Here is a 20,333-nt window from a genome sequence, read left to right as displayed (position 1 = left end):
TCAATTGGACAGTGATTTGCCCTCCCACGTCATATTTTATCTGTAAGGATAAAATCTTTCAAAAAACGTCTCCGATAACGAAGACGTACTGACTTAAAAGATATTATCACTTTTTACAATTCATTTCAAGTTTCATTTTATAATTTTTCAATTTGATGGAAGTCAAGTTCAACTGGAGTCTCGCGACCAAACATGTCCACAAGCACGCTAACCTTTTTCTTCTCCACATCAATTTCTTCAATAGCACCTGTATAATCTGCGAATGGTCCCTCATTTACACGTACTGTCTCATGAAGTTCAAAGTCGAAATCAACCACTTCGTTATCCATTCCCATATGTTTCATAATGGTAACAACTTCCTCTTCTAATAGAGGTGATGGTTTAGATCCAGAACCAGAAGAACCAACGAACCCAGTTACACCCGGCGTGTTACGTACAACATACCAAGAGTCATCAGTCATGATTAATTCTACTAATACATAACCTGGGAACACTTTTCTTTTCATTAATTTTTCTTTTCCGTTTTTCATTTCTACTTCTACTTCTTCCGGGACAACAACACGGAAAATTTTATCTTGCATACCCATTGATTCTACACGTTTCTCTAGGTTTGCTTTTACTTTATTTTCATATCCAGAATAAGTATGGACAACATACCAACTTTTTTCCATTCATTTAGGACGAGCGTCCTTCCCTCCCTGACGTACATTTTTTTGCGCAAATGAAAAAACCCGTTCACCGGGCTTTTACACAGTTCTTATAAATAACATTATATCATGGATAAGTGCTTCTTATTCAAGAATTAACCAAGAATTAACCGAATTAAAGAAGAAATGCCCATATCAACTACTGCGAAGAAAATCGCAAAGAACACAACTGTAGCAACAACAGTCGCTGTTGAGCGGAGTAATTCATCTTTTTTAGGCCAACTTACTTTTTTCATTTCGCGACCTACATCGCCGAAAAAGTTCGTTAAACGCATCTGCGGGACCTCCAGTGTATTATTTCAATTATTTATTTTGTTTCCTTGTGAACTGTATGCTGATTGCATGTTTTACAAAACTTTTTTATTTCAAGTCGCTCTATTGAGCTCGTATCTTTCATAGTAGAGTAGTTTCGATTTTTACACTCTTCACATGAGAGTACAACTTTTTTCCTCATTAGTTACACCAACCTTGTAACATTATGTCCCTAAAAATGTATCATACAATAAAAGACAATGTCAATGACATGCATTTTGTACTCTCTACAAAAGAAAACAGGTGATTTATTTTACACCTGTAGCACTTGTTACTTCTTATGAATTTAAAGTTGTACTTTCTCTCATTTCCATATATCGTTCCAATTTTCTCTTTACTCTTTGTAAAGCGTTATCAATAGATTTCACATGCCTGTTTAACTGTTCTGAAATCTCTTGATAAGAACGACCATCTAAATATAAAGAAAGCACTTTCCTTTCTAAATCGCTTAATAATTCAGATATTTTTGATTCTATGTCTGTATATTCTTCCTGGCTAATGATCATCTCTTCAGGATCAGTCACCTTCGCTTCAGAAATAACATCCAATAACGTTCGATCAGATTCCTCATCGTAAATCGGCTTATCTAAAGACACATACGAATTTAAAGGAATATGTTTTTGTCTTGTTGCCGTTTTAATAGCGGTAATAATTTGTCGAGTGATACATAGTTCAGCAAATGCTTTGAATGAAGACAGCTTGTCCTCTTTATAATCACGAATTGCTTTAAACAACCCTATCATACCTTCTTGAACAATGTCTTCTCGATCGGCACCCACTAAAAAGTAAGATCTTGATTTCGCACGAACAAAGTTCTTATACTTGTGAATTAAATATTCTAGAGCGTCAGTATTACCTTTTCGAACTAACTCAACGATTGCCTCATCCTCTAAATCACGAAATGTAACGTCGCCTATACTTACGAAGCCTGCTTCCACCTTGATCCCTCCGACCGCTATTTATTTAGCAATATTATACAGTAAAAAGATAAAGAGCGTCAATGCTTCAACGCTCTCCTCTTCTTAATTTTTCTAATTTTTCTGTAATATCTTTACTAAATATCTTTCGCATGGCGGGCTGCTGTTCTTTCGTGTCTTTTGTGCGCCTTCTTACTTGTTGTTCCATCGCTTGTACTTCCAACTCTAATTCACGCGCAGATTTTCGAAGGGCACCTTGCCCAAATATAACCCATTGTTCTGTATAATCCGAAGTCGCAACATATATTTGTGTATTTATATTTCTAAGCTCTATCGCAAGTTGCTCTATCTTTTCGTCTGCAGTTTGATTCTTTCGTGTGAATATTACTTCTACACGAGATTGTTTCATCTTTTTTTCAATACCATGGACTGTATAGGCATCAAAGACTATCATCACTTTTGTACCTGTATAACCTTGATAATCCGCCATCTTATCAATAAGCGCATCTCTTGATGATTGTAAATCTACATCCCGCAGTTTCTTCAAATCTCCCCAAGCTCCGATAATGTTGTAACCGTCAACGATTAAAATATCGTTCATTTTTTATTTACCAATTTCGTGACGTTTACGATATACCTCATACATTAACAAACTTGCGGCTACTGAAGCATTTAAGGATGTAACTTTACCAACCATCGGTAAAGTGATTAAGAAATCACACTTTTCACCAATAATACGACTCATACCTTTTCCTTCACTACCAATTACTAACCCAATCGGCATTGTACCATCTAAATTACGGTAATCCGTTTTCCCTTTAGCATCTGTACCAGCAATCCAAAGTCCACGCTCTTTTAATTCATCAATTGTACGAGATAAGTTTGTTACGCGCGCAACAGGAATGTATTCAATCGCTCCTGTTGATGCTTTCGCAACTGATGCTGTAAGTCCCACAGCTCTTCTCTTCGGAATAATAATTCCATGAGCTCCTGTTGCATCAGCAGTACGCATAATAGAACCTAGGTTATGCGGATCTTCAATCTCATCTAAAATCAAGAAGAATGGATCTTCATTACGTTTTTCTGCCACTTTGAATAAATCTTCTAACTCTGCATACTGATATGCAGCTACTTGAGCAATTACACCTTGATGATTACCCTCAACTAATTGATCTAACTTTTTCTTTGGTGCATGTTGTAAAATAATCTTATTTTCTTTCGCTAACGCTAGTACAATTTGTACTTGTCCTTTGGCAGCACCTTCTGCGATCCAAATTTTATTAATATCTCTCCCTGATCTTAACGCTTCAATTACAGGGTTACGTCCGATAATATATTCACTAGTCATGATGATGTGCCCCCTTCCTTTTCTTCTAAAACTGCAATTGCCTTATATACAATTTCGTCTAATCTTTCACGATTATTTAATAAATGATGATAACCAATTAGCGCTTCAAAGGCTGTACTATGTCGATATGTTTGTACATCCGTATTTTTCGGAACTGTACCTGAATTTGCATTACGCCCTCTTCTTAATACCGCCTCTTCTTCCTCTGTCAAAAATGCCGTCTCTAATAAATGATAAACAACTTTCGCCTGTGCTTTTGCTGAAACAAAGCTCGTCCCTAAGCGGTGTAATTGATTAGGGCGAACTTTTCCTTTTTGAAGGAGGTGATAGCGGATATATTGTTCATATACCGCATCACCCATATACGCTAACGCCAAGCTGTTTAATTGCTTTGCATCGATCATCCTTATCCTCTTTTCCATCTTGTACCTTGAGCGGTATCTTCTAAAATAATATTACGTTCTTTTAAATCGTCACGAATTTGATCAGACAATGCAAAATCACGATTTTTACGAGCTTCAATGCGCTTTTGGATAAGCTCTTCAATTTCTTCATCCAGTAATTCTTCTTTTGATAATTCTAATCCTAAAATATCAAATAACGTTTCCAGTTGTTTTACGTATGCTTCAATCACAACTTTAGATGTATGCTCTTCAAGTAAATATTGATTTGCATGATTTGCTACGTTGTATAATTCGGTAATTGCATTTGCAGTGTTAAAGTCATCATTCATTGCCTCTTCAAATGCAGTCTGGAATTTCTCTATTTCAGCTAACCATTTCTCATTATGATCCGTTAAATCCGTACTACTCTCCATACGATGCTTTAAGTTTCCATAAGCTGTTTTAATTCTTTCCAGTCCATTATTCGTACTTTGTAATAACTCTTCACTAAAGTTAATCGGGTGACGATAGTGTACTGATAACATAAAGAATCTAATTAACTGCGGGTCGTATTGCTTAATAATATCGTGAACTAAAATAAAGTTACCAAGCGATTTAGACATCTTCTCATTGTTAATATTAATATATCCATTATGCATCCAGTAACGTGCAAACGTTTTTCCAGTCAATGCCTCTGACTGCGCAATTTCATTTTCATGATGTGGGAAAGCCAAGTCTTGACCACCAGCATGAATGTCAATTGTATCCCCTAAGTACTTACGCGCCATTGCTGAGCATTCAATATGCCATCCTGGACGTCCTTGCCCCCAAGGGCTTTCCCAGAAGATTTCTCCTTCTTTCGCAGCTTTCCATAAAGCAAAATCAAGAGGGTCTTGTTTCTTTTCCCCTACCTCAATACGAGCACCGTGACGTAAATCTGCGATTGGTTGATGTGATAATTTACCGTAACCTTCGAATTCCTTCGTCTTAAAGTACACATCACCCTCTGATTCATATGCATACCCTTTATTCACAAGTTCTTGAATAAATTCAATAATGATATCCATATTTTCTGTTACACGAGGATGAACTGTTGCGTGTTTGCAACCTAGTGCTGTTACATCTTCAAAGTACGCTTCAACAAAACGATCAGCAATTGTCGGTACATCTTCACCTAATTCGTTTGCCGCTTTAATTAATTTATCATCTACATCCGTAAAGTTAGATACATATTGCACATCGTATCCTTTGTATTCTAAATAACGACGCACTGTATCGAATACCATAGGAGGCCTTGCATTCCCAATATGAATGTAGTTATAAACTGTAGGTCCGCATACATACATCTTTACCTTATTTTCTTCTAATGGAACAAACTCTTCTTTTTGACGTGTTAACGTATTATAAATGTGAATAGTCATTTTTATCCTTCCTTTCTACCTTTAATTCCAATTGTTTCTTCAATTTATCAAGTTCTACTTCCATAGCCTTTAATTTATCAAAAATCGGATCCGGAAGGTCAGAGTGATTTAATTCTTGACCAATCTTTACTCCATTTTGAATAACGACACGGCCAGGTATACCTACAACTGTAGAATGTGCAGGAACTTCTTTTAATACGACAGACCCTGCTCCGATTTTAGAATTCTCTCCCACAGTAATAGAACCAAGAACTTTAGCACCCGTCGCAATTAATACATTATCCTGAATTGTTGGATGCCTCTTTCCTTTTTCTTTTCCTGTACCACCTAATGTAACCCCTTGATAAATCGTTACATTATCACCAATTTCACAAGTTTCTCCGATTACAACTCCCATTCCATGATCTATGAAAAAACGTCGACCAATAGTTGCTCCTGGATGGATCTCAATGCCAGTAAAAAAGCGGCTCACTTGTGAAACAAAACGTGCAAGAAAGAAAAAATTTTTTTTATAAAAAGCATGTGCAATTCGATGGGCCCAAACTGCATGTAATCCAGAGTAAGTTAAAATGACTTCGAAATAACCTCTTGCCGCTGGATCCTGTTCAAAAACGACTTCAATATCTTCCCGAAGCCTCTTAAACATCGGTGTTCCCTCCCCTTTATGGGCTGCTTTTTTGTCGAGCGAACTAACTCCCCTAACTCATCACTTCTCCCCTAATTCTTTATATAAGGAGATAAATTCTATATTCATACCTATTTACACGGTATAAAAAAAAGGCGTCTCTGTCATATTGACAGAGACGCCTTTTAAGCGCGGTTCCACTCTGTTTAGGCTTAAAAAAGCCTCAAACTCATCCATGATAACGGTGTAAACCGCTTCTGCTTACTTTGCGGCCTAAGACATCCCACGAAGCAATTCGCTGTTCAGCAGAAGACTCGAAGGGGCATTTCAAAAATCCGCTTATAAACCACTCCCAGCCTAAAGGTGGTTCTCTCTGTAAAAAGCCTGATTTTCTACTTCTCCTTCTCGTCGCTTTTCCTTATTAGGTTTTAGGTATACTTATTATATTTCTAAACCTAGAAAATGTTAACCAATTACTTTTTGAAGACGATTTAAAACTTTTTCTTTTCCAAGAAGTGCAATAGCATTCGGAAGCTCTGGACCATGCGTTTGTCCTGTAGTTGCAACACGGATTGGCATAAATAAATTTTTACCTTTATGTCCTGTTTCCTTTTGAACTGCTTTAATCGCTGCCTTAATTGCTGCTGGCTCCATTGCTTCTAGAGCTTCTATTTGACCAGCAAATGCACGAAGTACTTCAGGTACTTGTTCACCATTTAATACTTCTTGTCCTTCTTCTTCATAATCAACATGATCTTTAAAGAACATTTCAGAAAGCTCTACAATTTCAGCTCCAAAACTCATTTGTTCATGGTATAAAGCAATTACATCACGAATCCAAGCTTGGTCTTGTTCGCTTAAAGTTTCTCCCACACGTCCAGCTTTCACTAAATGCGGTAAGCTTAACTCTACAACCGTATCTAAATCTTGCTTTTTCATATACTGGTTGTTCATCCATTTTAGTTTTTGAGAATCAAATAATGCAGGTGATTTTGATAAACGAGCTGCATCGAACATTTTGATAAACTCATCTTTAGAGAAGATTTCTTCTTCTCCTACCGGAGACCAACCTAGTAATGCAATAAAGTTAAAGATTGCTTCTGGAAGATACCCAAGCTCTTTATATTGCTCAATAAATTGAATAATAGATTCATCACGCTTACTTAACTTTTTACGACTTTCATTAACAATTAGAGTCATATGACCGAATTGTGGAATATCCCAGCCGAAAGCTTCATAAATCATCATTTGTTTCGGTGTATTTGAAATATGATCATCACCACGAAGTACATGTGTAATTTCCATTAGATGATCATCTACTGCTACTGCAAAGTTATAAGTTGGAATTCCATCCTTTTTCACAATAACAAAATCACCGAAATCATTTGAATGGAACGCAACTTCATCTTTTACAATATCTTTGAATGTGTAGTCACGATCAGCTGGTACACGGAAACGAATACTTGGAATACGTCCCTCAGCTTCAAATTCTTTCACTTGTTCTTCAGTTAATTCACGGTGGTTACCTGCGTAACGAGGTGTTTCACCGCGAGCGATTTGTCCTTCACGCTCTGCTTCTAGCTCTTCTTCTGTCATATAACATTTATAAGCTAGACCACGCTCTAATAAATCTTCATATAATTTTTTATAAATATCTAAACGCTCTGTTTGGCGATATGGTCCAAATTCACCACCAACATCAACACCTTCATCCCAGTCCATACCGAGCCATTTCAAGTATTTTAATTGGCTTTCTTCTCCACCAGCCACGTTACGTTTTACATCAGTATCTTCAATACGAATAATAAATTTGCCATCTAAATGACGAGCAAATAAATAATTAAATAATGCCGTACGCGCATTTCCGATATGTAAGTGTCCTGTTGGACTTGGCGCGTAGCGCACTCTCACTTGCTTTTCCATAATTGGTACACCTTCCATTCTTAATGTCAACACATTCTATAATTGTACACCAAAAAAATGTGATTATCCATCTTACGAATTAAAAACCATTATTTTTTCTGTAATAAAACAACCGCTTGAGAAGCAATCCCTTCTTCTCTACCTGTAAATCCTAATTTTTCTGTTGTTGTTGCCTTTACATTAATGTTATCGATAGACGTTTCTAACAGTTCACTAATGCGCTTACGCATACTCTCAATATGTGGTGCCATTTTTGGTTTTTGAGCAATAATTGTACAATCTAAATTTCCTAACTCGTAACCTTGTTCACGCACAAATTCCCAAACTTTTTGTAACAATACAGCTGAATCTGCATCTTTAAAAGCTGGGTCTGTATCAGGAAAATGCTTTCCGATATCTCCTGCTGCAATCGCACCTAAACATGCATCAGCAATCGTATGTAACAATACATCTGCATCTGAATGGCCGATTAATCCTTTCTCGTGTGGAATTGTAATTCCACCGATAATCAACGGGCGCCCTTCCGCAAATTCATGTACATCAAAACCTTGTCCAATTCGAAACATCCTTACTTCCTCCTTAAGCTAAACTACTGAGCTTTATGACTCTATATTATATCGCTATCCTTATAAAGAAAAGCCCGGCTGTTGCCGAGCTTTTCTTTATTAACACGTCATCAATGTTATTTCTTTTGAACACGTAGGAAACTTTCAGCAATTAATAGATCTTCCGGAGTCGTCACTTTAATATTATAGTAACTCCCCTCTACTACACCTACTTGCTTCCCAACACGTTCTACGAGACTTGCATCATCTGTGCCAAGAAAACAACTTTGCTTTGCGCTTCTATGAGCTTCTAGCAAAAGAGAAACAGAGAATCCTTGCGGTGTTTGTACAGCGTTAAGTTGAGATCGCTCTACCGTTTCTACAACAACACCCTGCTCTACTTTCTTAACAGTATCTTTTACTGGCACTGCACAAATGGAAGCTCCATATTTTTCTGCTGCAGTTAATACATCGCGAATCACTTTATTCGTTACGAACGGGCGCGCCCCGTCATGCACAAGAACATATTCGACACCACTCGCATACTGAAGTGCGTTATAGACGCTATCTTGTCTTTCGGCTCCACCCTGAATGAATTGTACGTGCTTTTCAATCTGGTACTTCTGCATTAACTCTTCAAAATACGGGCGTTCTTCTTCGTTAATTGCCATAATAATACTTTTGCACGCTTTATCTTTTTCAAAAGCACGCAATGTGTGCACAATAATTGGTACTTCATCTATAAGTAAAAATAACTTATTTTTACCAGCACCCATTCGTTTTCCTTGGCCCGCTGCCGGAATAATTAATGTATACATATTAATAATCCTCTACTTATAATGCTTTTTCTAGCAATTTACGTTTTGCGAAAATCATACGACCAGCCGATGTTTGTAATACGCTAGTAACAAGTACGTCAAGTTGTGAACCCACATACTCTCTACCATCTTCTACTACAATCATCGTACCATCATCTAAGTATGCAACACCTTGATTTTGTTCTTTACCATCTTTCACAACATAAACACTTAATTCTTCACCAGGGAGTACGACTGGTTTAATCGCATTAGCTAAATCATTAATGTTTAACACCGTAACCCCTTGTAATTCAGAAACTTTGTTTAAATTGAAATCGTTTGTTACTACAGTTCCACCAGTGATTTTTGCCAACTTTACAAGCTTGCTATCTACTTCTTGGATATCATCGAAATCGCCTTCATAAATTTCTACCGGAATTGGCATCTCCTTTTGAATACGATTTAAAATGTCTAGCCCTCTGCGGCCACGATTACGCTTTAAAGCATCTGAAGAATCGGCAATATGCTGAAGCTCTTCTAATACGAATTGCGGAATGACAATTGTTCCTTCTAAAAACTTTGTTTGGCAAATATCTGCAATACGTCCGTCAATAATTACACTCGTATCGAGAATTTTCCAATGAGTCGTAGATTTTTCTGCTTCGACCTCTACCTCTTCATTCTCACTATTGTTTTTCTTCTTACCTCCGCGTTGGGGTAATGTAAATAATCCTAGCAATTCATTCCTCTTTTTAAATCCTACTTGGAATCCTAAATATCCAAGTAAAAGGGTGAAGAACACTTGCAACACCGTACTAATAACTGGAATTGTAAATTCACGAATTGGTATCAAAATTAAATATGCAACAATAAGACCAGAGATTAATCCTAATGTACCAAATAAAACATCTGCTACAGGCGCCTTTACAAGAGCCTCTTCAATATGCTTAATAAGTTGAACAATATAATCTACAAGCCAAAATGTTGTTAAAAATAAAATAATTGCACCAATAATTGCACGAACATACGATCCTTCCAACAAAGGAACCGCACCGATATCTAATACATTAATAATTTTTGGGATTAAGTAAATCCCTAACGCTCCCCCGATCACTAAAAAGAAGAGCTGTACAATCCGTTTTAACATCCAACCACCTCCTACTCATTATTAACCATTGTTTCGCTAATCAAAACGCCGAATGCAAAAGCGGACGTGTTTTTTTGTAAATAGTTTTATTTACCAATATATCATATCATATACCAAAAATGTTCTAGTGTCGTTATATTATAGAATCAATGTAATATTCTTAATTGTGTCTACTCATATAGAGATGCTCTTGAATTCTTTTTAGACCTTCTCGTATTTTCTTCGCTCTCACTTCTCCAATTCCTTCCACATCATCCAATTCATTAATAGTTGCTCGGCAAACACCTTGCAATGTTTTAAATCGATTAATTAAATTCTCGATAATAAGTGGCGGAACACGAGAAATCTTGCTTGTGATTCGGTACCCTCTAGGTGTCACACTTTCTTCTAAACTTGTTTGTCCTGGATAGCCAAGTAATTTAACTAAATCACTATCCTCTAAAAGTTGTGTATTTGCAAGATCTTGTAACTTTTTCAAGATTTGATGATGGTCTTGTGTTTTCTCCTGGTGATAATCTTTAATTAACAATGCTGCCTCTGCCTCTAAATCAGCTAGTAATTCTGTAAGCTGTAAACGAATTAACCTACCTTCTGTTCCTAACTCATGAATATAGCTCAATATTTCATTTTTAATACGCAGCACCATTTCAACACTATGTAAAACGTGAACCACCTCGGACATTGTAACGACCTCTTCAAATTCTAGAATACCCAAATTCGTAATGCCGTCATTCCATACAGCCTTATATTTTTCTAGCGTTTGAATTGCTTGATTTGCCTTCGTTAAAATGACACCTATATCTTTTAATGTATAACGTAAGTTCCCTTGATATAGCGTAATTACATTACGTCTTTGTGAAATGGCCACAACAAGGCTGCCCGTCTGCTTTGCTACACGCTCTGCTGTTCGGTGACGCATACCTGTTTCAATAGAATCAATAGATGAATCTGGAACTAACTGTGCGTTTGCAATTAAAATTTTACTTCCAGTTTCATTTAAAATAAGTGCTCCATCCATTTTTGCTAATTCATATAAACTAGCAGGAGAGAATGCGCAATTAATATGAAAACCACCATCAACAATGCTTTTAATCTGTTCATTATACCCAAGAACAATTAGTCCCCCCGTTTGTGCGCGAAGTACATTATCTATCCCTTCGCGCAGTGGTGTTCCTGGGGCCACGAGCTGTAAAATGTTAATCATACTTTTGACACGTTGCTTATTTTCTTCCATAGCCTAGCCTCCTAATGTCAAACGAAGCGCTTCTCCCAAATTAGAAACACCTACAACCTCAATCCCCTCTGGAATTGTCCATCCCCCTAAATTTTTTCTAGGAATGATAGCACGTTGAAATCCTAATTTAGCTGCTTCTTGTACACGTTGTTCAATTCTTGATACTCTTCTTATTTCTCCAGTTAATCCAACTTCTCCTATTACCGCATCAGTTGGTGCCGTAGATTTATCTCTAAAACTTGAAGCTATACTTAAGGCAACAGCTAAATCAATTGCCGGTTCGTCTAATTTCAAACCACCAGCTACTTTTAAATACGCATCTTGATTTTGTAATAGTAAACCTGTTCTTTTCTCTAGTACCGCCATAATAAGCGAGACACGATTATGATCAATTCCTGTCGCCATTCTTCGAGGATTTCCAAAACTAGTAGGGGAAATTAATGCCTGTATTTCTACTAAAACTGGTCTTGTTCCTTCCATTGAGGCAACTACTGTTGAACCTGCAACTCCAACTGGTCTTTCCTCAAGGAAAATTTCAGAAGGATTTAATACTTCTGCAAGGCCAAGTTCTTTCATTTCAAAGATACCCATTTCATTCGTAGAACCAAAACGATTCTTTACAGCTCGTAAAATACGATATGTATGGTGTCGATCTCCTTCAAAGTAAAGAACTGCATCGACCATATGTTCTAGCATACGCGGTCCCGCAATTGCACCTTCTTTTGTCACATGTCCTACGATGAAAATTGGGATTCCCTTTGTTTTTGCAAGTTTCATTAATTCTGCTGTACATTCACGTACTTGCGCCACACTACCAGGAGCTGATGTCACCTCAGGTAAATGTATCGTTTGAATAGAATCAATAACAACAAAAGCAGGATTCATCTCTTCAATATGTGCTGCAATACGCTGTAAATCTGTCTCTGATACAACAAATAGATTACTACCATTTACATGTAAACGATCTGCACGAAGTTTAATCTGCTTTGCTGACTCCTCACCTGATATATACAATACATCATATGAAGCATCTGCTAATTGCGAGGAAATCTGTAATAATAACGTTGATTTTCCAATCCCAGGGTCCCCACCAATAAGTACTAAAGATCCATCTACAATTCCGCCACCTAGTACACGGTTAAACTCTTGAAATTTTGTTTCAATACGTGCCTCAGACTTTGTTTCTACTTCTGTAAGACGTCTTGGTTTTGTTACTTCTGTTTGAATTGCATTTGCATAATTTAGGCGTCTAGATGATACAACGGGTTCCATCTCTTCAACAAGCGAATTCCATTGACCACACCCTGGACATTTACCCATATATTTTGGTGATTGATAACCACACTCTTGACATGTGAATTTTGTTTTCTTTTTAGCCATATCTTTTTATATTTCACTTCGCTTTCATCTATAAACATTTGACCTTCTCGTACAAGAAAGAGGGCTATCTCGTAGCCCTCTTAGTTTGTCTATACTTATTTTACCTTTTCAGCACTATGAATGACAAATGTTTCCCCTTCTACATCAAAGATAACTTTTTGACCTTTCTCAATAGCACCTTTTAAAAGTTCTTCCGATAGTCTATCTTCTACATGCTTCTGAATTGCTCTACGTAGTGGACGAGCACCATATTCACGATCAAACCCTTTATCAGCAATAGCTGCAATCGCTCCTTCTGTTAAGTGCAATTCAATTTCTTGTTCTTTTAAGCGACTCACTAGCTGATTTACCATAAGAGTCACAATTTCTTGAATATGTTTTTTCTCAAGCATATGGAATACGATAATTTCATCAATACGGTTTAAGAATTCTGGACGAAATGCCTTTTTCAGCTCATCCATTACTTTACCTTTCATATCCGAATAATCACGGCTTTCATCTTGTACGTTAAATCCAAGATGTTTGTTACGTTTTAACGCCTCAGCACCAACGTTAGACGTCATAATAACAATCGTATTACGGAAATCAACTGTACGTCCTTTAGAATCAGTTAAACGACCATCTTCCAATACCTGTAGTAGAATATTAAATACATCAGGATGTGCCTTCTCTACTTCATCTAATAGGACAACTGAATAAGGCTTACGACGAACCTTCTCTGTTAATTGTCCGCCTTCTTCATACCCAACATATCCTGGAGGAGAACCAACTAAGCGAGAAGTTGAATGTTTCTCCATATACTCAGACATATCAATGCGAATCATTGCATCCTCATCACCGAACATAGATTCTGCCAATGCTCTTGCTAATTCTGTTTTACCTACACCTGTTGGCCCTAAGAAAATAAATGAACCAATTGGACGTTTCGGATCTTTCAATCCTGCTCTTGCACGACGAACAGCTTTCGCTACAGCCACTACAGCTTCATCCTGACCGATGACACGATCATGAAGAATGGATTCTAAGTTTAATAATTTATCAGTCTCTGTTTGTGCAAGTTTAGAAACAGGGATACGTGTCCATGTAGAAACGACATTTGCAATATCTTCTACCGTAACCTCTGAATTTTCTTTTCCTTGTTGTTCTTTCCACTGACGTTTTGTATCTTCCAACTTCTCACGTAAGCGTTGTTCCATATCACGTAAGGAAGCAGCCTTTTCAAACTCTTGACTTTGTACAGCCGCATCTTTTTCTTTTCGAATTTCCTCAAGCTTCACTTCAAGCTCTTTTAAGTTTGGTGGTGTTGTATAAGAACGCAAGCGAACTTTTGAAGCAGCTTCATCAATTAAATCAATTGCTTTATCTGGTAAGAAACGATCCGTAATATAACGATCTGAAAGTTTTACAGCTGCATCAATTGCATCATCTGTAATAGACACACGGTGATGCGCCTCATAACGATCGCGTAATCCTTTCAAGATTTGAGTTGATTCTTCTAGACTCGGCTCATCAACATGAATTGGCTGGAAACGTCTCTCTAAAGCTGCATCCTTTTCAATATATTTACGATACTCATCTAAAGTTGTCGCACCAATACATTGTAATTCTCCGCGTGCTAAAGATGGTTTTAAAATATTCGATGCATCGATTGCACCTTCTGCTCCACCTGCACCGATTAATGTATGAAGTTCATCAATAAATAGAATAATATTCCCTGCTTGACGTATTTCATCCATTACTTTCTTTAAACGATCTTCAAACTCACCACGATATTTCGTCCCAGCTACCACTGTTCCCATATCTAGTGTCATAACACGCTTATCTCTTAACGTTTCAGGAACTTCATTATTTACGATTTGCTGTGCTAACCCTTCAGCAATTGCTGTTTTACCTACACCAGGCTCTCCAATTAACACTGGATTGTTTTTTGTTCTACGGCTTAACACTTCAATTACACGTTGAATTTCTTTACTACGTCCAATAACAGGATCCAAACGATTCTCACGTGCAACAACTGTTAAGTCGCGCGCTAAACTGTCTAGTGTCGGTGTATTTGCATTTGTCGATGAACCACCTTGGTGACCTGAACTTGCTTCGTTACTTCCAAGAAGTTGTAACACTTGTTGTCTTGCTTTGTTGAGGCTTACACCTAAATTATTTAATACACGTGCCGCTACACCTTCACCTTCACGGATTAAGCCAAGTAAAATATGTTCTGTTCCAACGTAAGAATGTCCTAGCTTACGCGCTTCATCCATAGACAATTCAATAACTTTTTTAGCACGAGGTGTATAATGTACAGTTTGAGAAGCTTCTGTTCCACGTCCAATTAACGCTTCTACCTCTTTTTGCACTTTTTCCGGGCTCAATCCAAGAGCAATTAACGCTTTTGCTGCAATTCCTTCACCTTCGCGTACAAGCCCAAGTAAAATATGTTCTGTTCCAATATTATTATGCCCAATGCGAATTGCTTCCTCTTGAGATAAAGCTAATACTTTCTGTGCTCTTTCTGTAAATCTTCCAAACATCATAGAAATCGCCTCCTACTTGCGCTTAGTTTTTTTCAATACGTAATCGCTCACGGATTAAGGTTGCTCTTCGATAATCTCTTTCTTCTGGTCCTAAAGGTCCTCCTGCGTATTGTTGTAAAATACCTGGTTGCGTAAGAACCATTAGCTCAGTCAAAATATTTCTCGATATACCTTTTATATATCCTAGATCAATACCAAGTCGTACATCCGATAAGCAAGTTGCCGCTTCTGCAGATTGAATTAAACGACTGTTTGCTAGTATACCGTAAGAACGATAAACCTTATCTTCAAGCTCAATACTCGAATTTTGTACAATTAATTCTCTGGCCAATTTTTCTTGTTGTATAATTTGCTGCATGACACTCTTTAAATCTGCAATAATATCTACTTCGGATTTCCCTAGCGTCATTTGATTTGATACTTGAAATATATTACCTAACGCTTCGCTACCTTCACCGTATATTCCTCTTACTACTAACCCTAATTTTTGAATTACTTGTATAATACGGCTAATTCTTTTTGTTAAAACCAGCCCTGGTAAATGAATCATTACAGAAGCTCTTAATCCTGTACCAACGTTAGTAGGACAACTCGTAATATATCCAAGTGATTCATCAAAAGCATATTCAACCTCTTTCTCAATCCAATTATCTATTTGATTAGCGCTTTGAAGCGCCTTTGATAACTGTAGCCCTGGAAATAGGCACTGAATCCTAATGTGGTCTTCCTCATTAAGCATCACACTAATGTGTTCGCTTTCTGATAACAGACATGCTCCATATTCGGTCCCTGCGAGATTTGGACTAATTAAATGCTTTTCGACTAAAACTCTCCTTTGAAGAGGCGTTAATTCATTCATTTTTAATAATCCAAACTTCCCAAAGGGCTCTACCGATTTATTTATAAATTTCTTTTTAAATAATTCTTGAACCTGTTGAGCTTCCTCTTCGTTTTGCATAGTAGAAAATTGATATTGCTTAAAATTACGAGCCAAACGAATTCGACTACTTAAAACAATATCAGAATCAGGGCCATCCCCCTTCATCCATGGACTAATCGCTTCATTCATAATTTTGTCCAGTGACATAGAACTACTCCCCCTCTCTATGCTCACTAAGCTGAGTTTCAAGCCCTCGAATTTCATCTCTTACCTCAGCAGCTTTCTCAAACTCCTCATTCTGTACATATTGTTTCAGAATAAGTTTTAGTTCATCTAATTCTTTCTTTAAGTGGATATTTCCTTCCATTCGTTCCGGAATTTTTCCACAATGTTCTGTATGTCCACCATGAAGTCGCTTTAACAATGGGTTTAAATGTCCTTTAAATGTATCGTAACAAGAAGCACAACCAAGGCGTCCCACCTTTGTAAAATGTTCGTATGTCATCTTACAACCTGGACATCTTATTGTATTTGTATTTGAAAACCCGTTTTTTCCTTCTCCAAACATTGTTGATTCACCGTGTAATAAACCAGCAAATACATCATGAAATGAAAAGTTAGACTGTGATGATTGAAAGAAAGACGTATAGCCACTTTGCTCTGCACATTGCTCACAAAGATGAACTTCCGCCTTCTTCTCGTTGATTACTTTTGTATAATGTAAAGTTGCTGGTCTTATATTACAGTTTTGACAAGTCATCAATATCCCCACCTTTACAACAGGAACGATCTACCTCATGATACTTTTCATACATTACTAGATTGTCCTCTTTCCTTAATCCATTTAGATAAAAGTACATGCTCTTTTTCAAAACTTCTACAATATTTAACTGCCCTATCTTAATTATCATTCTTTTACAAAAGCTGTATTTATTTATATTTCAGTGTTCTTAACATTGCGCATAATATTCGAGCCCTAAGTTCATCTCGAGAAGGAATATCCATTGATAATACAGAACGATCTAGTACACTTAACATTAGTTTTGCTTCACGGCCTGTTATGATTCCCTCTTCTAATAAACGTATAATCATACTCTCTGCATTCCCTTGTGCAACGCTATGATCAATCATATGAAGCATTTGATCAATAATGTCTATATCATCATGCAGTTTGACTTTTATAATGCGAATGTAACCTCCTCCACCACGTTTACTTTCTACTATAAATCCTCTTTCTAATGTAAAACGGGTATTGATTACATAATTGATTTGAGATGGTACGCACTCGAATCGATCCGCAATCTCATTTCTTTTGATTTCAATCACATTATTATTACTTAAGTCAATAACTTGCTTTAGATATTGCTCAATGATATCAGATATATTTCTCATTTATCCGCCACCTTTATTGACTTTGACTATCTTTGACTTTAATTATATACGTATTAATAAAATTTGCAACTCTTTTGCTTATTCACTATCCTAGCCACATTCCCCTGCATTTAATCAAAATAGTAATTATTTAAGCACATTTTTTTAATTACTATGGATTATAAAAGAAAACACGAAAAAACACGAGTCATTTGACTCGTGTTTAGTTGCTTGGCGACGTCCTACTCTCACAGGGACAAGGTCCCAACTACCATCGGCGCTAGAGAGCTTAACTTCCGTGTTCGGTATGGGAACGGGTGTGACCTCTCTGCCATCATCACCAAACTATTGAAGGTATATTCCTTCAAAACTAGATAACATTTGCTACATATTATATGGTTAAGTCCTCGATCTATTAGTATTCGTCAGCTCCACATGTCACCATGCCTCCACCTCGAACCTATCAACCTGATCATCTTTCAGGGATCTTACTAGCTTACGCTATGGGAAATCTCATCTTGAGGGGGGCTTCATGCTTAGATGCTTTCAGCACTTATCCCTTCCGCACATAGCTACCCAGCTATGCCCTTGGCAGAACAACTGGTACACCAGCGGTGCGTCCATCCCGGTCCTCTCGTACTAAGGACAGCTCCTCTCAAATTTCCTACGCCCACGACGGATAGGGACCGAACTGTCTCACGACGTTCTGAACCCAGCTCGCGTACCGCTTTAATGGGCGAACAGCCCAACCCTTGGGACCGACTACAGCCCCAGGATGCGATGAGCCGACATCGAGGTGCCAAACCTCCCCGTCGATGTGGACTCTTGGGGGAGATAAGCCTGTTATCCCCGGGGTAGCTTTTATCCGTTGAGCGATGGCCCTTCCATGCGGAACCACCGGATCACTAAGCCCGACTTTCGTCCCTGCTCGACTTGTAGGTCTCGCAGTCAAGCTCCCTTATGCCTTTGCACTCTACGAATGATTTCCAACCATTCTGAGGGAACCTTTGGGCGCCTCCGTTACACTTTAGGAGGCGACCGCCCCAGTCAAACTGCCCACCTGACACTGTCTCCCGGGTCGATAAGACCCGTAGGTTAGAATTTCAATACAGTCAGGGCGGTATCCCACCAGCGCCTCCACCGAAGCTAGCGCTCCGGTTTCCATGGCTCCCGCCTATCCTGTACAAACTGTACCAAAATTCAATATCAGGCTACAGTAAAGCTCCACGGGGTCTTTCCGTCCTGTCGCGGGTAACCTGCATCTTCACAGGTACTATAATTTCACCGAGTCTCTGGTTGAGACAGTGCCCAAATCGTTACACCTTTCGTGCGGGTCGGAACTTACCCGACAAGGAATTTCGCTACCTTAGGACCGTTATAGTTACGGCCGCCGTTTACTGGGGCTTCAGTTCAGAGCTTCGCTTACGCTAACCCCTCTCCTTAACCTTCCAGCACCGGGCAGGTGTCACCCCCTATACTTCGCCTTACGGCTTCGCAGAGAGCTGTGTTTTTGCTAAACAGTCGCTTGGGCCTATTCACTGCGGCTTTCCGTTAAGAAAGCACCCCTTCTCCCGAAGTTACGGGGTCATTTTGCCGAGTTCCTTAACCAGAGTTCTCTCGCACACCTTAGGATTCTCTCCTCGCCTACCTGTGTCGGTTTGCGGTACAGGCACCTTTTATCTCGCTAGAAGCTTTTCTTGGCAGCGGGGAATCAAAGACTTCGCTCCATAAGGAGCTTCCCCATCACAGCTCAGCATACGCGATAAGCGGATTTGCCTACTTATCAGCCTAACTGCTTGGACGTGCACAACCAATCGCACGCTTCTTCTATCCTTCTGCGTCCCTCCATTGCTCAAACGATAAAGAGGTGGTACAGGAATATCAACCTGTTGTCCATCGCCTACGCCTGTCGGCCTCGGCTTAGGTCCTGACTAACCCTGAGCGGACGAGCCTTCCTCAGGAAACCTTAGGCATTCGGTGGACGGGATTCTCACCCGTCTTTCGCTACTCATACCGGCATTCTCACTTCTAAGCACTCCACCAGTCCTTCCGGTCTGACTTCACTGTCCTTAGAACGCTCCCCTACCACTGATACCATTGGTATCAATCCGCAGCTTCGGTGGTGTATTTAGCCCCGGTACATTTTCGGCGCAGAGTCACTCGACTAGTGAGCTATTACGCACTCTTTAAATGGTGGCTGCTTCTAAGCCAACATCCTAGTTGTCTAAGCAACTCCACATCCTTTTCCACTTAATACACACTTTGGGACCTTAGCTGGCGGTCTGGGCTGTTTCCCTTTTGACTACGGATCTTATCACTCGCAGTCTGACTCCTAAGGATAAGTCATTGGCATTCGGAGTTTGACTGAATTCGGTAATCCGATGAGGACCCCTAGTCCAATCAGTGCTCTACCTCCAAGACTCTTACACTTAAGGCTAGCCCTAAAGCTATTTCGGGGAGAACCAGCTATCTCCAGGTTCGATTGGAATTTCTCCGCTACCCACACCTCATCCCCGCACTTTTCAACGTGCGTGGGTTCGGGCCTCCATTCAGTGTTACCTGAACTTCACCCTGGACATGGGTAGATCACCTGGTTTCGGGTCTACGACCACGTACTAAACGCCCTATTCAGACTCGCTTTCGCTGCGGCTCCGCCTCTTCAGCTTAACCTCGCACGGGATCGTAACTCGCCGGTTCATTCTACAAAAGGCACGCCATCACCCGTTAACGGGCTCTGACTATTTGTAGGCACACGGTTTCAGGATCTCTTTCACTCCCCTTCCGGGGTGCTTTTCACCTTTCCCTCACGGTA

Annotated in this window: 19 protein-coding genes, 2 rRNA genes and 1 other annotated feature (1 of these 22 running past the window's edge); all 21 genes read right to left on the bottom strand. The window is 38.8% G+C overall.

Translation table 11 applies throughout. The features are described 5' to 3' along the window. Positions 1-137 precede the first annotated feature (137 nt). Positions 138-671, bottom strand: coding sequence for a transcription termination/antitermination protein NusG (gene nusG, locus ACTL4X_RS00600; protein ID WP_000415794.1), 534 nt, complete (start codon positions 669-671; stop codon positions 138-140). Between the two features lie 131 nt (positions 672-802). Then, on the bottom strand, positions 803-982 hold the full coding sequence (secE, locus tag ACTL4X_RS00595) for a preprotein translocase subunit SecE (protein WP_001241323.1): 180 nt from the start codon (positions 980-982) through the stop codon (positions 803-805). A 32-nt stretch (positions 983-1,014) separates the two neighbouring features. Continuing rightward, positions 1,015-1,161 (bottom strand): 50S ribosomal protein L33, encoded by a 147-nt coding sequence (gene rpmG / locus ACTL4X_RS00590; RefSeq protein ID WP_014481927.1) that lies wholly within the window; start codon positions 1,159-1,161, stop codon positions 1,015-1,017. Positions 1,162-1,297: 136 nt separating this feature from the next. Beyond that, complete coding sequence (locus ACTL4X_RS00585; RefSeq protein ID WP_000387193.1) at positions 1,298-1,957, bottom strand: RNA polymerase sporulation sigma factor SigH; 660 nt, start codon at positions 1,955-1,957, stop codon at positions 1,298-1,300. Positions 1,958-2,024: 67 nt separating this feature from the next. Continuing rightward, positions 2,025-2,537, bottom strand: coding sequence for an NYN domain-containing protein (locus ACTL4X_RS00580; RefSeq protein ID WP_000997886.1), 513 nt, complete (start codon positions 2,535-2,537; stop codon positions 2,025-2,027). 3 nt (positions 2,538-2,540) lie between these two features. Continuing rightward, positions 2,541-3,284, bottom strand: coding sequence for a 23S rRNA (guanosine(2251)-2'-O)-methyltransferase RlmB (gene rlmB, locus ACTL4X_RS00575; protein ID WP_000200237.1), 744 nt, complete (start codon positions 3,282-3,284; stop codon positions 2,541-2,543). Then, entirely contained in the window at positions 3,281-3,688 is a 408-nt protein-coding gene (locus ACTL4X_RS00570) for a Mini-ribonuclease 3 (protein WP_000564261.1), read from the bottom strand. Before ACTL4X_RS00570 ends, rlmB begins: the two co-directional genes overlap by 4 nt. Positions 3,689-3,690: 2 nt before the next feature. Continuing rightward, the gene (gene cysS / locus ACTL4X_RS00565) at positions 3,691-5,088 is read right to left on the bottom strand and encodes a cysteine--tRNA ligase (RefSeq protein WP_000152276.1); all 1,398 of its coding nucleotides are present in this window, start codon (positions 5,086-5,088) and stop codon (positions 3,691-3,693) included. Beyond that, entirely contained in the window at positions 5,069-5,734 is a 666-nt protein-coding gene (cysE, locus tag ACTL4X_RS00560; RefSeq protein WP_000476494.1) for a serine O-acetyltransferase, read from the bottom strand. Before cysE ends, cysS begins: the two co-directional genes overlap by 20 nt. Positions 5,735-5,884: 150 nt before the next feature. Then, positions 5,885-6,131, bottom strand: a binding site (T-box leader). A gap of 47 nt (positions 6,132-6,178) precedes the next feature. Beyond that, positions 6,179-7,636: a glutamate--tRNA ligase gene (gene gltX / locus ACTL4X_RS00555; protein ID WP_000415143.1), complete on the bottom strand. Its 1,458-nt coding sequence runs from the start codon at positions 7,634-7,636 to the stop codon at positions 6,179-6,181. 89 nt (positions 7,637-7,725) lie between these two features. Then, on the bottom strand, positions 7,726-8,202 hold the full coding sequence (ispF, locus tag ACTL4X_RS00550) for a 2-C-methyl-D-erythritol 2,4-cyclodiphosphate synthase (RefSeq protein WP_000488386.1): 477 nt from the start codon (positions 8,200-8,202) through the stop codon (positions 7,726-7,728). Between the two features lie 116 nt (positions 8,203-8,318). After that, positions 8,319-8,999 carry a 2-C-methyl-D-erythritol 4-phosphate cytidylyltransferase gene (gene ispD, locus ACTL4X_RS00545; protein WP_000288284.1) on the bottom strand — a complete coding sequence of 227 codons (681 nt, stop codon included), beginning with the start codon at positions 8,997-8,999 and terminating at the stop codon, positions 8,319-8,321. Positions 9,000-9,015: 16 nt separating this feature from the next. Continuing rightward, on the bottom strand, positions 9,016-10,125 hold the full coding sequence (locus ACTL4X_RS00540; protein ID WP_000919677.1) for a PIN/TRAM domain-containing protein: 1,110 nt from the start codon (positions 10,123-10,125) through the stop codon (positions 9,016-9,018). Between the two features lie 160 nt (positions 10,126-10,285). Then, complete coding sequence (gene disA / locus ACTL4X_RS00535) at positions 10,286-11,359, bottom strand: DNA integrity scanning diadenylate cyclase DisA (protein ID WP_000392163.1); 1,074 nt, start codon at positions 11,357-11,359, stop codon at positions 10,286-10,288. Positions 11,360-11,362: 3 nt separating this feature from the next. After that, a complete protein-coding gene (gene radA / locus ACTL4X_RS00530; protein WP_001085202.1) occupies positions 11,363-12,739 on the bottom strand; it encodes a DNA repair protein RadA in 1,377 nt (458 codons plus the stop codon). 95 nt (positions 12,740-12,834) lie between these two features. Next, the gene (gene clpC / locus ACTL4X_RS00525) at positions 12,835-15,270 is read right to left on the bottom strand and encodes an ATP-dependent protease ATP-binding subunit ClpC (RefSeq protein WP_069357942.1); all 2,436 of its coding nucleotides are present in this window, start codon (positions 15,268-15,270) and stop codon (positions 12,835-12,837) included. Between the two features lie 22 nt (positions 15,271-15,292). Beyond that, a complete protein-coding gene (locus ACTL4X_RS00520) occupies positions 15,293-16,357 on the bottom strand; it encodes a protein arginine kinase (RefSeq protein WP_000050843.1) in 1,065 nt (354 codons plus the stop codon). Positions 16,358-16,361: 4 nt separating this feature from the next. After that, positions 16,362-16,910, bottom strand: a complete 549-nt coding sequence (locus ACTL4X_RS00515; RefSeq protein ID WP_000128398.1) for a UvrB/UvrC motif-containing protein — start codon at positions 16,908-16,910, stop codon at positions 16,362-16,364. A gap of 170 nt (positions 16,911-17,080) precedes the next feature. Beyond that, positions 17,081-17,542 (bottom strand): transcriptional regulator CtsR, encoded by a 462-nt coding sequence (gene ctsR / locus ACTL4X_RS00510; RefSeq protein WP_001244558.1) that lies wholly within the window; start codon positions 17,540-17,542, stop codon positions 17,081-17,083. A 208-nt stretch (positions 17,543-17,750) separates the two neighbouring features. Next, a 5S ribosomal RNA gene (gene rrf, locus ACTL4X_RS00505) occupies positions 17,751-17,866 on the bottom strand. A gap of 50 nt (positions 17,867-17,916) precedes the next feature. Next, positions 17,917-20,333 (bottom strand): 23S ribosomal RNA (locus tag ACTL4X_RS00500) (it continues 505 nt past the right edge of the window).

The sequence above is a fragment of the Bacillus sp. RE35 genome, from assembly GCF_052146655.1.
GTDB classification, from domain to species: domain Bacteria; phylum Bacillota; class Bacilli; order Bacillales; family Bacillaceae_G; genus Bacillus_A; species Bacillus_A cereus.
This window is presented reverse-complemented; position numbering and strand designations above follow the sequence as displayed.

What these genes read in the sequence shown, in the direction of transcription:
- ACTL4X_RS00520 (WP_000050843.1), bottom strand. Translation starts at nt 16,357, where the DNA reads ATGTCACTGGACAAAATTATGAATGAAGCGATTAGTCCATGGATGAAG.
- ACTL4X_RS00580 (WP_000997886.1), bottom strand. Translation starts at nt 2,537, where the DNA reads ATGAACGATATTTTAATCGTTGACGGTTACAACATTATCGGAGCTTGG.
- radA (WP_001085202.1), bottom strand. Translation starts at nt 12,739, where the DNA reads ATGGCTAAAAAGAAAACAAAATTCACATGTCAAGAGTGTGGTTATCAA.
- ispF (WP_000488386.1), bottom strand. Translation starts at nt 8,202, where the DNA reads ATGTTTCGAATTGGACAAGGTTTTGATGTACATGAATTTGCGGAAGGG.
- ACTL4X_RS00515 (WP_000128398.1), bottom strand. Translation starts at nt 16,910, where the DNA reads ATGACTTGTCAAAACTGTAATATAAGACCAGCAACTTTACATTATACA.
- rpmG (WP_014481927.1), bottom strand. Translation starts at nt 1,161, where the DNA reads ATGAGGAAAAAAGTTGTACTCTCATGTGAAGAGTGTAAAAATCGAAAC.
- secE (WP_001241323.1), bottom strand. Translation starts at nt 982, where the DNA reads ATGCGTTTAACGAACTTTTTCGGCGATGTAGGTCGCGAAATGAAAAAA.
- ispD (WP_000288284.1), bottom strand. Translation starts at nt 8,999, where the DNA reads ATGTATACATTAATTATTCCGGCAGCGGGCCAAGGAAAACGAATGGGT.
- gltX (WP_000415143.1), bottom strand. Translation starts at nt 7,636, where the DNA reads ATGGAAAAGCAAGTGAGAGTGCGCTACGCGCCAAGTCCAACAGGACAC.
- ACTL4X_RS00570 (WP_000564261.1), bottom strand. Translation starts at nt 3,688, where the DNA reads ATGATCGATGCAAAGCAATTAAACAGCTTGGCGTTAGCGTATATGGGT.
- ACTL4X_RS00540 (WP_000919677.1), bottom strand. Translation starts at nt 10,125, where the DNA reads ATGTTAAAACGGATTGTACAGCTCTTCTTTTTAGTGATCGGGGGAGCG.
- rlmB (WP_000200237.1), bottom strand. Translation starts at nt 3,284, where the DNA reads ATGACTAGTGAATATATTATCGGACGTAACCCTGTAATTGAAGCGTTA.
- clpC (WP_069357942.1), bottom strand. Translation starts at nt 15,270, where the DNA reads ATGATGTTTGGAAGATTTACAGAAAGAGCACAGAAAGTATTAGCTTTA.
- cysS (WP_000152276.1), bottom strand. Translation starts at nt 5,088, where the DNA reads ATGACTATTCACATTTATAATACGTTAACACGTCAAAAAGAAGAGTTT.
- cysE (WP_000476494.1), bottom strand. Translation starts at nt 5,734, where the DNA reads ATGTTTAAGAGGCTTCGGGAAGATATTGAAGTCGTTTTTGAACAGGAT.
- nusG (WP_000415794.1), bottom strand. Translation starts at nt 671, where the DNA reads ATGGAAAAAAGTTGGTATGTTGTCCATACTTATTCTGGATATGAAAAT.
- ctsR (WP_001244558.1), bottom strand. Translation starts at nt 17,542, where the DNA reads ATGAGAAATATATCTGATATCATTGAGCAATATCTAAAGCAAGTTATT.
- disA (WP_000392163.1), bottom strand. Translation starts at nt 11,359, where the DNA reads ATGGAAGAAAATAAGCAACGTGTCAAAAGTATGATTAACATTTTACAG.